Annotated in this window: 11 protein-coding genes; 1 reads left to right on the top strand and 10 read right to left on the bottom strand. The window is 33.9% G+C overall.

Going from position 1 to position 14684, the window contains the following annotated elements; all coding sequences use genetic code 11:
* Positions 1 to 31 precede the first annotated feature (31 nt).
* The 6 genes from K8354_RS14480 to K8354_RS14505 all read right to left on the bottom strand — a co-directional run bounded on the left by K8354_RS14480 (position 32) and on the right by K8354_RS14505 (position 8535).
* Entirely contained in the window at positions 32 to 1477 is a 1446-nt protein-coding gene (locus tag K8354_RS14480; RefSeq protein ID WP_223441831.1) for a quinol:cytochrome C oxidoreductase, read from the bottom strand.
* Positions 1478 to 1503: 26 nt separating this feature from the next.
* The gene (locus tag K8354_RS14485) at positions 1504 to 2052 is read right to left on the bottom strand and encodes a c-type cytochrome (protein WP_223441834.1); all 549 of its coding nucleotides are present in this window, start codon (positions 2050 to 2052) and stop codon (positions 1504 to 1506) included.
* A 10-nt stretch (positions 2053 to 2062) separates the two neighbouring features.
* Positions 2063 to 2590, bottom strand: a complete 528-nt coding sequence (locus K8354_RS14490; protein WP_223441836.1) for a DUF3341 domain-containing protein — start codon at positions 2588 to 2590, stop codon at positions 2063 to 2065.
* Positions 2591 to 2592: 2 nt separating this feature from the next.
* A complete protein-coding gene (gene nrfD / locus K8354_RS14495) occupies positions 2593 to 4056 on the bottom strand; it encodes an NrfD/PsrC family molybdoenzyme membrane anchor subunit (RefSeq protein ID WP_223441845.1) in 1464 nt (487 codons plus the stop codon).
* A gap of 20 nt (positions 4057 to 4076) precedes the next feature.
* Positions 4077 to 7151: a TAT-variant-translocated molybdopterin oxidoreductase gene (locus tag K8354_RS14500; RefSeq protein WP_223441851.1), complete on the bottom strand. Its 3075-nt coding sequence runs from the start codon at positions 7149 to 7151 to the stop codon at positions 4077 to 4079.
* 73 nt (positions 7152 to 7224) lie between these two features.
* A complete protein-coding gene (locus K8354_RS14505) occupies positions 7225 to 8535 on the bottom strand; it encodes a c-type cytochrome (protein ID WP_223441854.1) in 1311 nt (436 codons plus the stop codon).
* A 194-nt stretch (positions 8536 to 8729) separates the two neighbouring features.
* Here K8354_RS14505 and K8354_RS14510 point away from each other — a divergent pair, with 194 nt between their 5' ends.
* Positions 8730 to 9098 (top strand): SPOR domain-containing protein, encoded by a 369-nt coding sequence (locus K8354_RS14510; RefSeq protein ID WP_223441857.1) that lies wholly within the window; start codon positions 8730 to 8732, stop codon positions 9096 to 9098.
* A gap of 87 nt (positions 9099 to 9185) precedes the next feature.
* Here K8354_RS14510 and K8354_RS14515 read toward each other — a convergent pair whose 3' ends face one another.
* The 4 genes from K8354_RS14515 to ilvC form a co-directional block, all read right to left on the bottom strand.
* A complete protein-coding gene (locus K8354_RS14515) occupies positions 9186 to 10763 on the bottom strand; it encodes an NADP-dependent glyceraldehyde-3-phosphate dehydrogenase (protein WP_223441859.1) in 1578 nt (525 codons plus the stop codon).
* A gap of 705 nt (positions 10764 to 11468) precedes the next feature.
* Positions 11469 to 11744 carry a transposase gene (locus K8354_RS14520; protein ID WP_223441862.1) on the bottom strand — a complete coding sequence of 92 codons (276 nt, stop codon included), beginning with the start codon at positions 11742 to 11744 and terminating at the stop codon, positions 11469 to 11471.
* Positions 11745 to 11860: 116 nt separating this feature from the next.
* The gene (ilvA, locus tag K8354_RS14525) at positions 11861 to 13123 is read right to left on the bottom strand and encodes a threonine ammonia-lyase IlvA (RefSeq protein ID WP_223441865.1); all 1263 of its coding nucleotides are present in this window, start codon (positions 13121 to 13123) and stop codon (positions 11861 to 11863) included.
* A 77-nt stretch (positions 13124 to 13200) separates the two neighbouring features.
* Complete coding sequence (gene ilvC / locus K8354_RS14530; protein WP_223441868.1) at positions 13201 to 14676, bottom strand: ketol-acid reductoisomerase; 1476 nt, start codon at positions 14674 to 14676, stop codon at positions 13201 to 13203.
* Positions 14677 to 14684: the final 8 nt, after the last annotated feature.

Raw genomic sequence — 14684 nt, forward strand, 5'->3', positions numbered from 1 at the left:
ATCTTTTCTTAATTATTTAAATCTTAATTTATTAATGATGATCTCCCGAACCTTCTCCTCTGTGTTCGATATTATAGTAATGGAAATGCTCACTTTCTTTCAAGAAAGGATTACCTTTTGGTACTGGATTTGCTTTCGCAAATGCACTGAATACTGTGAATATAAAAATACCTAGAAAAAACAGTAAAGCACCAAACTCGGGAATTCCGAAATACCACTGACTTCCTACGGTAGCCGGCATCACCATAACGAAAACATCTACGTAATGACCACAAAGAATTACGATTCCACCGATGACCACAAACCAAGGTATACTTTTATAATCACTATTCAATAATAACAATATTGGAAAAACAAAATTCATAGCTACCATGGCTAAAAATGGCACTTTATACTCTTCAAAACGTGCAACGAAATAAGTAGTCTCTTCAGGAATATCTGCATACCAAATCAACATAAATTGGGAGAACCACAAATAAGTCCAAAATACAGAGAAACCAAACATAAATTTCGCTAAATCATGAATATGGCTATCATTTACTCCAGGTAAAGCATCTTTAGATCGTAAATAAATCGTTACAAAAGCAATGACCGTTAATGCACTTACCAACAAACTAGCTAATACATACCAACCAAATAAAGTTGAAAACCAATGCGGATCAAGACCCATAATCCAATCCCAAGACATCATAGTTTCTGTAATCATAAACAAAAACAAAAAACCTACCGATACATTATAATTTTTCTTATACGTTTTATAACCATCATTTGCCGTATCTTCTGCGATAGAATTCTTTCGAATAAACCATCGATAAGCATTCCAAATTAATAGATAAATAATACTTCTAATTGTCCATCCTGGAGTATTAATCCACCAAGATTTTCCATCAACAATTGCATCGTAATTTGGGCTTGACGGATCGAATGTGCCTTCAGTCATCCATACAAACATATGGTTCCAATGCAATACAGATGCTGATAAAATAACCAATATCATAATAATAGAAACCGGTACTAAATTTGCTGTAATCGCCTCCATCACCCTAAACAAAACTACCGACCAAGCTGACTGCGCTACTCTTTGCGAAGCATAAAAAGCCAACACTAACAAAGTAACTCCTAAAAAGAAAAATAAAGAAACATATAAAGCTGACCAAGGTCTATTTTGTAGTTGATGAAAAACATGCTCCGCATGCGCATCTTCATGACTTACACCATGATCTTCTGATCCATTATCTGCATGTTCCACATGTTCAACAGTAGCAGCAACATGGCTTTCCTCTTTATGATCGCCTGCAACTGCATGATTATTAGCTCCTGCATGATCATCCACATGGGATGAGGCTTCATGAGACATCATTTCCTTTACATCTTCAACAGAACTTGGAGCATTATAAAAGCCCACGCCTATACCTATTGCTCCAATAAGAATTAGTGCAAACGATAACATTTTTAATTTACCCGAGAATTGATACATATCTTTCGTATTCTATCTTTATGTAATTATTTTAATAAATCCGAACGCAATTTTTCAACATAGTGAACAACTTGCCAACGTTCGTTATAAGTCAATTGACCTGAATGGGAACCCATTAGATTTCTACCATGAATCAATACGTGATAAATACTACCTGCAGTAATATCTCTGTCTTTATAATTTGGAATTCCTTCAAATTTTTCTGCCTGTGACAAATAACCGTTTCCATCGCCTTTTTTACCATGACAAGAGATGCAATAAATTTCATACATCGCCTTCCCGTTTTCTAAATTCTCTTCAGTTAATTCTAAAGGATTCATTAATTCGGTCTTTGCTTTGTCATAACCCTCTGGTGTATTCGCAATATCATAAGCAGGATGTCCTCCTTTAGGAATTGTCCCTGCAACAGGCTTACTATTTACTGGTTTACCATTTAAACCTTCGGCATCATCTGTATCATAAGGCACAGAAACATACATGTCTGGCATATACTCAACCTGTGGTGTTCTTTTATTATTGCAAGAAATAATACTTACAAAAAACAGTAAAGCGATAATTAATTTTATACTCTTCATTATCTATATTTTAGTGCTTATCTACTACATTAATTTCTACAGCTCCTGTTTTTGTTAATAATGTAGTTAACTCGTCTACATTATTTTTTACAGGAATTTCCATTAAAAAATGATCGTCTGTAGTTCTAGGATCTGGATTTTCAGCTTCTTTGAATGGCCAAATTCTACTTCTCATATAAAAAGTAATAACCATTAAGTGAGCTGCAAAAAACACTGTTAATTCAAACATAATTGGCACAAATGCTGGCATGTTCTCCAACCAAGAAAAACTTGGTTTACCACCGATATCTTGAGGCCAATCTTGAATCATCATATAATTTGTCATCCAAATAGCGAAAGATAATCCTGTTATCCCGTAAAAGAAAGCAGTAATTGCTAATCTTGTTGGCGCTAATCCCATGGCTTTGTCTAAACCATGAACTGGAAATGGACAAAATACTTCTTCTATGTGATGGTGCTCTGCCTTTACTGCTTTTACTGCGTCTAGCAAAATTTCATCATCATTGTAAAATGCATGAATAACTTTTGATGATTCCATAATTATCCTTTTTTATTTTTATCAGCCTTATCTTCACCTTTATTGTCATTCAACAAAACAATTGCTGGCTTTGTAGGTATTCCTTGTTCGCTTCTCTTCTTGTAAAATTCACCAGAAGATTTTAATATTGTTTTTACTTCTGCTTGTGCTATCACAGGGAATGTTCTTGCATATAATAAAAATAACACAAAGAAGAATCCGATGGTTCCTATAAAGATACCGACATCTACAAACGTAGGTTCAAAACGCCACCAAGTAGACGGTAAATGTCCTTTACTTAATACAATCGCTATAATATCAAAACGCTCAAACCACATCCCGATGTTAATAAATATAGAGATGATAAAAGTCCAAATAAAACTTCTTCTAATTTTCTTAAACCACAACAATTGAGGTGTTAAGATATTAAAAAATAAGAGCGAATAAAAAGCCCAAGCATAAGGCCCCGTTGCAGCACCTACAGATAAATATGTATAATTTTCATAAGGTGAGCCCGTGTACCATGCTATGAAAAATTCAGTTGCATAGGCTACAGCCACAATACCTCCTGTTAAAATAATTACAATGTTCATATACTCAATGTGCATACGTGTAATGTAATCCTCTAAATTAGTAACTTTACGCATTATACCTAATAATGTTTGCACCATCGCAAAACCTGAAAAGATTGCTCCGGCAACAAAATAAGGTGGAAATATTGTTGAATGCCAACCTGGATTAATAGAAGTAGCAAAGTCCATCGATACAATGGTGTGTACAGAAAGTACAAGTGGTGTTGCTAAACCAGCTAACACTAAAGATACTTCTTCAAAACGTTGCCAATCTTTTGCTCTACCAGACCAACCAAATGATAACAAAGCATATATTTTCTTTTGGAAAGGCTTTACTGCTCTATCACGAATCATGGCAAAATCTGGTAATAAACCTGTCCACCAAAAAACTAGTGAAACGGATAAATAAGTAGAAATTGCAAATACATCCCACAATAAAGGAGAGTTAAAGTTTACCCATAACGATCCAAATTGATTCGGAAGTGGTAATACCCAATAAGCATTCCAGGGTCTTCCCATGTGAATAATTGGGAACAATCCTGCTTGAAAAACTGCAAAAATTGTCATTGCTTCTGCAGAACGGTTTATCGCCATTCTCCATTTTTGGCGGAATAATAAAAGTACCGCAGAGATTAATGTTCCTGCGTGACCGATACCTACCCACCATACAAAGTTTGTAATATCCCAAGCCCAACCAATGTTCTTGTTTAATCCCCAAACTCCAATACCTGTTCCTACAGTGTAAAAGATACAGCCAAATCCCCATAACATTGCTGCTAAAGAAATGTAAAACGCCATGTACCAATTCTTATTTGCCTTACCCTCTATAGGCTTAACAATGTCTTCGGTAATATCGTGATAGCTCTTATCACCTAATACTAAAGGTTCCCTTATGGGTGCTTCGTAATGAGACATATTTTATACCTTAATTTTAATTACGCTTCGTTTGTATTCTTAATTTTCACTTGATAGATTACATTAGGTTTCGTCTGCAAGTAATCTAATACATTATAAGCTCTTTTATCTTCTGCTAAAGCAGCTACTTGATCTTCTTTATTATTTACATCACCAAAAACTAGTGCTCCAGTGGTACAAGCTGACGAACATGCTGTTTCAAATTCATCTGTATTCACTGCTCTTCCTTCTTTTTTAGCCTTTAGAATTGTTGCCTGTGTTAACTGAATACACATCGAACATTTTTCCATAACTCCTCTAGAACGAACTACTACATCTGGGTTTAACACCATTTTACCATATTGGTTGTTCATATTGAAATCAAACTCATTATTGTCTGAATATTTAAACCAATTAAAACGACGAACTCTATATGGACAGTTGTTTGCACAATATCTAGTACCTACACATCTGTTATAAGTCATTTGATTTTGACCTTGACGACCATGTGTTGTTGCAGCAACAGGACAAACAGTCTCACAAGGAGCATGATTACAGTGCTGACACATCATTGGCTGAAAAGTAACCTCTGGATTTTCTGCTTCCGTCTCTAATCCTTCGTAGGTTGCCGCAATTCCTAATCCTAATTCTTTTGCGTCTTCTCGAGTTTCTACTTCCGATGAATAATATCTATCAATACGCAACCAGTGCATATCTCTACCAACTCTTACTTCGTTCTTACCAACAACAGGAACATTATTTTCTGCATGACAAGCCACTACACAAGCGCCACAACCTGTACAAGATGTTAGATCGATAGATAGGTTAAAGTGATGACCCATCTCTCTGTTATGCTCATCCCACAAATCAATTGTATTCGCTTCTACCTCTTTATGATCGTAAGAAACATAAGATGGTTTATTCCAACCATGCTCGTGATCTTTAGGTGCTATTGTATTGTATTCTTTTAAAGAAGCAACTTTTAAAATATCGTGACGACCTGCAATTGTTTTTTGCACTTGTGTACAAGCAAACTTATGAGTACCCTCAACTTTTTCTATGTTAACTCCGTATTGTATATTATTCGAGTTTGTGTATAATGCATATGCATTTACACCCACTTGCATTTCTTCTTTTAAACCAAAAGTTCTACCAAAACCTAAAGATAAACCTAAAGAACCTTTAGCCTGACCAGGTTGAATCATTACAGGAACTACAACTTCTTTACCATTAACAGATACCTTTGCATAATTTCCATTAATTGCACCGTTATCTTGAACAGGATTTTCAAAACCTAACGCTTTCCCATCTGCTGGGGACATGGTTAAATAATTATCCCAAGATGTTCTTGTTATTGGATCTGGAAATTCTTGTAACCAAGGATTATTCGCTTGCTTACCATCCCCTAAACCAGTCTTCGTATATAAGTTTAGTTCAAAATCTGATGACTTTGTATCTTTTACTAATGCTGCCGCTACTGAACTAATAACCACAGATTCAACTTCAGCTTCTTCCTCTTCAATTATTACCTCTTCAATAACTTCTCTTTTAAAGAACCCATTATGTAAAGCTTTGTTCCAAGAAGCTCCATTTAGAATATTTTCTAAAGCAAAAACTTTCAAATAATCGTAATATTTTACTGAATTACCTGATAAACTTAATATTATATCTTGAAATTGACGTGTATTAAATAATGGCTGAATTGTTGGCTGCATTAAACCATACGTAACTTGATCGAATTGAGCATCTCCCCAAGATTCTAAAAAGTGTGGTGTCGGTAAAGCATATTCCATTGCATCCACCGTTTCATTATTTTCGGTTGATAACGCTACTTTTAAAGAAACTTTTTTCAAACCTTCTGTAAAATCAGCCGCACTTGATAAAGAATACACCGGATTTACATTGTATGAAATTAAACCTGCAACTTTACCAGCTTTCATATCGGATACCAATTGAGCAACCTCAGCATCGTTTCCTTGACGGATGTTTAATGTATTGTTCGTGTCAATAACTTCACTACCAATTGCTTTGTTAATTGCCAAAGCAATTAATTGTGCATTTTTATCGTTTAATCCTGTTAAAACAACTCCTTTAGAACCTGACTTTCTTAATTCAGAAGCCATTTTCTTCACTTCTGCATCTACAGGAGTCGCTTTAGAAGAAACGTTTTCACCGGTAATGTACTTGTATAAATTTAACAAAGCAAAAACTTGATCCGAAGGTTTTACAACCACTCTTTTATCTGAGTTTGCTCCAGTTAAAGACATATTACTTTCAAACTGAACATGATAAGACATGTGACCAGCAGCTGGTTTTCTACCATTGATGTAAGCCTTCTCAAAACCTCCATGAAAATCTCCTAAAAAATCTGCTCCAAAAGAAACAATTGTTTTAGCTTTATCTAAATGATACTTAGGCAAAGTACGTTTGCCATACATTGCCATCATTGCATCTGCAGCACCAGATTCTGAAACTGCATCATATACAATATGTTTTGCATTTGGATATGCAACTATAAATTCTTCAACAATTTTAGAAGTAGACGGACTTGCCATAGTGCCTGTTAATAAAACAACAGGTTTGTTACTATTTTTTAAGTTCGTTAAAGCTCTTTTTATTTCATCATCAGCCTGATTCCAACCAATTACTTCTTTATTTTTTGTTGGCTCTTTGATTCGTAACTTCTCATCATATAAAGAAAGTACAGAAGCCTGAACTCTAGCACTTGTGGTTCCGTTTGCCTCTTTATTTGGCATAATTTGAATAGGACGACCTTCACGTGTTTTTACTAACACGTTTGCAAAATCATAACCGTCTGCCATTGAAGTTGCGTACCAATCAGCCACACCTGCAATAATATCATTAGGTTTTACAACATAAGGAATCGATTTTCTAACCGGACCTTCACAAGCAGCCAATGAAGCTGCCGCAGTGGTAAAACCAACATACTTCAAAAAATCTCTACGCGAAGTAGATGAATTCTCTAATGTTTCTTTATCACCTAAAAACTCATCTGTTGGAATTTCTTCAACAAATTCATTTTTATTCATCGTTTCAACAATAGAACTACCTTTTAGTTCCTCAACACTTTTCCAGTATTTTTTGTTTGAAGCCATTGTTTATTTATTATTTATTGATTAAAAGATTTTAAAATAATCCTTCGAATCTTTTAATATTTGAATCTCTTAATTAATAGTGACATTTACCACATTCTAAACCACCCAATTGCGCAATAGTAACTTGCTCAACATCATATTTTTCTGCCAATTCTTTATGGATTTTCTCGTAATATTCATTCCCTTTCAAATCAACATTTGTTTCTCTGTGACAATTAATACACCAACCCATTGTTAAAGGAGAAAATTGATACATTTCATCCATTTCTTCCACAGGACCATGACATTTCTGACACTCTAATCCTCCAACTTTTACATGCTGTGAGTGATTAAAGTATGCGAAATCAGGTAAATTATGAAGACGAATCCATTTAATTGGTTTTGTATCTCCTGTATATTCTAACAATTCAGGATCCCAACCGGCAGCATCGTAAATTTTAGCAATTTCTTTATCTAATTCTTGCTTGCCATAGGTTACTCCATCCCATTCTACAACAGTACCTTCTGCTACTTCTGCGATATTCATGTGGCAATTCATACAAACATTTACGGAAGGAATACCAGAGTGTTTACTGTGTTTCGCGGATGAATGACAATATTGACAATCAATCTTATTTTCGCCTGCATGAATTTTATGAGAAAATGCGATAGGCTGCAAAGGAGAATACCCCTCATTAACCCCTACTTTAAAAATAGTTCCAAAACCGACATAAGCACCCATCAACAAAATAAATATTGTGGATAAAACTTTTAAGAAAGTGTTTGCTTTCAAGCCTTCCCAAAGCTCATGTAAATCTCTTCTTACATTCGATTTTTGACCTGGCGCTGTATTTCCTTTTAATTCGTTGACCTGCTTCAATAAACCAGCAATCATTAAGAAAGCCACAATAATTGCCGCTGCCAATAAATAAATGATCCATTTAGGGGCATCTCCACCGCCTGTTCCTGCACCTCCATCTAAAGCCACCTCACCTGCTGCAACTTTTTTTACAGGGTCACCAACCGTGGTGTAATATAAAATATCATTGATTTGCTGATCGCTTAACTGCGGAAACGCAGACATCGCAGAGCCATTGTATTCTTCATAGATTGCAATCGCATCTCTGTCGCCGGAAGCTCTTAATTCAGCATTGTTTTTAATCCAAGCAATTAACCAAGAATTTTCTCTTCTTTCTTCGACACCACCAAGCATCGGTCCTACTAATTTCTTGTCTAATTTATGGCAAGATGCACATAAAGATTTGAACAACTTTCTACCTTCTTTTTGACGTGCTTCATCTATTTCTTGCGAGTGAGACGATAGAGTAAAAGCAAAAAACAGAATGACTGTAAAACTCTTTAAAAGAATTTTGATTAAACTACTGTGTAACGCTACACTTTTCATATTTACAAACTATTTTTAGTATCGTGTATAAAATAGCTCAAAAAACGCTTTTTGAACAGTTTGTCAAAAGTAGTACATATTGCTAAAATTTTAAAAAGGAAAAGACGGTTAAATATTAATTTATAATCGTTATAAATAAGGAGAATACTCAACATATTCTAAACGTAGTCGTTATTTTTGTAAAAATAATTCTTATGAAAAATAATACTTTTTTAGTTTTTTTAGTTTTTCTTTTAGGTATTGGTACAAGTGAATTTTTTGGTCAGAATGCCACAAATAGTAGCAGTGAAATTAAAAAATTAATCGCAAAAAAAAGATCATTTAATAGCACTTATGGATACGGTTACAGAATTCAAATTTATTATGGTAATGAAACCAATGCTAGAAGCATACAGAGTAAATTTAAAGTTACCTATCCGGGTGAATTCACAAAACTTGAATATGACAAACCTGATTGGAAAGTTCTAGTGGGCAATTACAAAACAAAGTTAGAAGCAGACAAAGCTGTTATCAATTTCTCTGAAAAATTTTCTGGATTGATTGTAATCCCTCTTGGAAAATAATGATTAATACTATTTTATAAAAACTAAAAAACCGTTACAATAATTAAATTATAACGGTTTTTTTATACTCTTAAAATAAGGATTTCACTATAAAATATAATCTGTACTTATAAAATTAGAAGCCTTTTTGTCTAATAATTCTTGTAAAATGGCATTGTTATAGACGGTATCTTTAGAAGCCACAAAAGTTCTAATAGAAAATGAACGCAAGGCATCATGCACGCTTAAGGTGGCTACGGCAGAATCTTTTCTTCCCGTAAACGGATACACATCTGGCCCGCGCTGTGCGGCACTATTTAAGTTTACTCGGCAGACTAAATTTACTAAAGTATCTATTAACGGTGCCAGTGTTTTTACTTCACTACCAAAAATACTTACCTGTTGTCCGTAGTTTGAAGCTGCCATATCATCTAAAGGTTCTTGAATATTTTTAAAAGAAACTACCGGAATTACCGGACCAAATTGCTCTTCATCAAAAACTCTAGAATCTTTAGAAACTGGATATAATACGGCCGGAAAAATATAGTTTTCTGTGGTCTCTCCTCCTTTTTTATTCATAATTTTCGCTCCCTTTTCAGTGGCGTCATCAATTAATTCTTGAATATATGCAGGTTTACTAGGTTCTGGGAGTGGTGTTAGTTTTACACCCTCTTCCCATGGATTTCCAAATTTTAAGCCATCTACTTTCTTGGCAAAACGTTTGTTAAATTCATCTACAATATGTTCATGAACATATACTATTTTTAACGCTGTACAGCGCTGCCCGTTAAAAGAGGTAGTTCCTGCAATACACTCATCTATAGCCAAATCTAAATCTGCGTCTGGTAAAACTATCGCAGGATTTTTAGCTTCTAACCCCAACACCAACCGTAATCTATTTTTCCGTGGATGATTTTCTTGAATTGCATTAGCAGATTTACTATTCCCAATCAAGGCTAAAACATCTACAAGACCTGTTTTCATAATAGGTGTTGCTAATGTTCTTCCTCTCCCATAAATAATATTTACCACACCTGCAGGAAAACTGTTCTGAAATGCTTCTAACAAAGGAGATAATAATAAAACTCCATGTTTTGCTGGCTTAAAAATAGCTGTATTTCCCATCATTAAAGCAGGAATTAACAAAGCAAAAGTTTCATTTAAAGGATAGTTATAAGGTCCTAAACATAAAACAACTCCTAACGGACCTCTTCTAATATGTGCATGAACACCGCTATGTTTTTCAAACTTTGCAGAATTTCTGTCCATTTGTTTGTAATCTTCAATAGTATCGTAAATATATTCTACGGTTCTATCGAATTCCTTTTGCGAATCTGGTAAAGTTTTACCAATTTCCCACATCAACAATTTTACAATTTCTGCTCTTTTGGTTTTCATCTGAATTACAAACTTCTCCATGGCTGCAATTCTACCTTCTACTTTCATGGTTGGCCATAAACCTTGGCCACGATCGTAAGCTTTAGCAGCGGCATTTAAAGCTTCAATACCTTCTTCTGCCGTTAAATCTGGAACTGTACCAAGTAAAGTTGGCTTATAATCTTCTGTTGATGAAATAGTTGAAAATACTTCTGCATGCACACCTTTCCATTCTTTTAATTCGCCACCAACTAAATATGTATTTTGATTAACAAGTGAAGTAATTTTATATTCGTCCGGAATTCCCATTGATTAATTTATTAAATTATTGACCATAAATTTACGGAAAATTGATGTTTTGGCTCTACTTTTTTTTTACAAACAAAAAAGTGCGATTTTCATCGCACTTTTTTAATGATTTATTTTCGATATAATTTCACTCAAAACGTAATCAATCAAACTAATAAAATATTTATTGCTTTACTGGTTTCATTTATCTTGATATAAAACAACTTGCAAGCCGTTTTACAATTCGTACTTTTCAAACTCTAAAAAAAGCATATCAACTTTAGCTTCATTTTCATTTTTACAGGAATAGATTCCTAAAAGAAGAAATAAAGCAATTAGTGAAAATATATTATTGTTTAGTTTTTTCACTTGGTTGATCATTTAGTTAATTAATTGTAAATGTTCCTATTAAATCAATAAATTTATTTTATGAAGAAAAATTTAACTAGAAAGCATTCTTCACAACTACTTATAGAGACACATATCATCAATAATTTGTTGTAAAACTTGATTATGAGGTTTAAGTTTATGCTTATTCCTATTTGTTTGAATATATTTTGTTGTATTCTGTAATTGTTCTTCAGTTAAAATTTCTTTTGGAGCACTATATTTCTGTTGCCAAATTGGTTTTCTTTTTGACAAAGGAGAACTCTTTTGTAGCAAGGAAGCATGCTCCTTTGTCAAACGTAATCTTGATATATTTTTAGAAGTAACCGCTTTTATTTTCTACATTATCTTTGAAACATGGTCAATATCACAACTCAACAATAAATGAATATGGTCTGAACAAATATTATACGCAAGTAACTTTAAGTTATCATCTTTTACAATTTTCGAAATTGTTTGTGTAACCAACAACTCTTCTTCTTGTGTAAAATAAATAATATTTGGATATGGATTTGTTCCCATTTCCCTTAATTTTCTAACATTAAACTTTATCATTCTTGATGAAGTTCTGCTATCGTGAATTGGAGTAGTTATATGATATATTTTTTCGCTCATATTTATTTTCAACAAGGGAGCATATGTTTGGAGAAAGGGAGCATGTGTTTGTAGCAAGGGAGCATGTGTTTGTAGCAAGGGAGCATGTGTTTGTAGCAAGGGAGCATGCTCCCTTGTTAAACCAAAAAATCAAACAAATCTGGTTTATCATTTAAATATTCACCATAAAAATTCCTTTCTTTCATTCTGCTAATTAAAGGCTCTAAATCTGTTGATAATTTTAACTCTAAACCAACTACAGCAGAACCATTTGCTCTGTTATTCTTTTTAGTATATTCAAAATGTGTAATATCATCATTTGGACCTAGAATTTCGGCAACAAATTCTTTTAAAGCACCAGCCCTTTGCGGAAATTTAACGATAAAATAATGTTTTAAATTAGCATATAATAAAGCCCGTTCTTTAATTTCTGCGGTTCTTGTAATGTCGTTATTACTTCCGCTTACAATACAAACCACATTTTTCCCTTTAATTTCTTCGGCAAAAAAATCTAAAGCTGCAATACTTAAAGCACCTGCTGGTTCTACGACGATAGCATCTTTATTATACAAATCTAAAATTGTTTGACAAACTTTCCCTTCAGGAACCGTAATTATATCTTGCAAATTTTGCTGACAAATTGCAAAGTTTAAATCGCCTACTTTTTTTACCGCAGCGCCATCTACAAAAGAATCTATAGTCTCTAAAGCAGTATTTTTTTTGTTTTGAAAAGATGTTAACATAGAGGGCGCTCCTTCTGGCTCTATTCCTATTATTTTAGTTTCTGGTGATCTATATTTAAAGACTGATGATAATCCTGCAGATAAACCACCGCCACCAATCGCCACGAAAACATAATCTATTTTTACATCACTTTGCTCTAAGATTTCTAAACCTACCGTGGCTTGACCTTCAATCACTTTTTCATCATTAAAAGGATGAATAAATGTTTTATTTTTAGCATCGCATTCTAATTTTGAAGCATTAAAAGCATCATCAAAAGTATCTCCCTCTATTATAATTTCTATAAAATCTTCACCAAACATTTTTACTTGGTTAATTTTCTGATTTGGTGTGGGCGATGGCATAAAAATAGTGCCTTTTATTTGTAAAAGCTTACAAGACAATGCCACTCCTTGTGCATGGTTTCCTGCACTTGCACAAACAATTCCTCGTTGTTTTTCATCATCATTTAAAGAAGACATTTTATTGTAAGCACCCCGAATTTTATAGGAACGAACCACTTGTAAATCTTCTCTTTTAAAAAGCACATTTGCATCAAACTCTTTAGAAAAAGTACTGTTTTGATTCAAAGGAGTTTTATAGGCCACTCCTTCTAAATTTTTAGCGGCTTTTTTAATGTTTTCTATACTCGGAAAATAGATTTGTTTTGTTTGCATTGTTCAAATGTAAAAAAGAAACCTGTCAAATTTTTAAATCTGACAGGTTTATTAAAAGAATTGGAGTATCTTATTTTTTATGCAGATTTTATCACTTTCATCGCTGTCATAGAAGCTCTTAATTTTGCGCCTACTTTTTCTACTGGGTGATTTCTAATAATTGCATTAATTCTAATTAATTCCTGATTGTCAACAGCATTAGAATCTGTAAATTTTTGACCGATTAAATCTGTAGAAACTGTTTTCATAAAATCCGTTAATAAAGGTTTACAAGCATGATCGAATAAATAACAACCATATTCTGCTGTATCAGAAATTACACGGTTCATTTCGTATAATTTTTTACGTGCAATTGTATTGGCTATTAATGGCGTTTCGTGTAAAGATTCATAATATGCAGAAGCCTCTATAATTCCGGATTCTGTCATTGCTTCAAACGCCAATTCTACACCTGCTCTTACAAAAGCGACTAACAAAGTTCCGTGATCAAAATATTCTTGTTCTGGAATTTCTTGGTCAGTAACTTGTTGTTTTTCAAAGGCAGTATTGCCCGTTGCAGCTCGCCAAGTTAATAAGTTTTTATCATCATTTGCCCAATCTTCCATCATGGTTTTAGAAAAATGACCGGTCATAATATCATCCATATGTTTTTGAAACAACGGACGCATAATGTCTTTTAATTCTTCGGATATTTCAAAAGCTTTTACTTTTGCAGGATTAGACAACCTGTCCATCATATTGGTAATTCCGCCATGTTTTAAGGCTTCTGTAACCGTTTCCCAACCGTATTGAATTAATTTCGCAGCATAACCCGCATCAATTCCTTCTTCCACCATTTTATCAAAAGATAAAATAGCTCCTGTTTGCAATAAACCGCATAAAATAGTTTGCTCTCCCATTAAATCGCTCTTCACTTCTGCAACAAAAGAAGATTCTAACACGCCTGCTCTATGACCTCCAGTTGCTACTGCATACGCTTTTGCTTGCGCCCAACCTTTTCCTTCTGGATCGTTTTCTGGATGCACCGCCGTTAATGTTGGTACGCCAAATCCTCTTTTATATTCTTCACGCACTTCCGATCCCGGGCATTTTGGTGCCACCATAATTACCGTTAAATCCTCACGAATTTTCATTCCTTCTTCAACGATATTAAAACCGTGGGAATACGATAATGTTGCTCCTTTTTTCATGAGCGGCATGATTGTTTTCACAACATTGGTATGTTGTTTGTCTGGTGTTAAATTTAAGACAACATCTGCAGTAGGGATTAGTTCTTCATACGTACCCACTTCAAAATTGTTAGAAGTTGCATTTAGATAAGATTCTCTTTTTTGATCAATCGCAGCTTGTCTTAATGTGTAAGAAATCTCTAAACCAGATTCTCTCATATTTAAACCTTGGTTTAAACCTTGTGCTCCACAACCTACAATAACAATTTTCTTTCCTTTTAGTGCAGTTACGCCGTCTTCAAATTCTGAAGCATCCATAAATCTACATTTTCCTAACTGCTCTAATTTTTCTCTTAATGTTAATGTGTTAAAATAATTTGACATTTTTATTG

The organism is Polaribacter litorisediminis (assembly GCF_019968605.1).
GTDB classification, from domain to species: domain Bacteria; phylum Bacteroidota; class Bacteroidia; order Flavobacteriales; family Flavobacteriaceae; genus Polaribacter; species Polaribacter litorisediminis.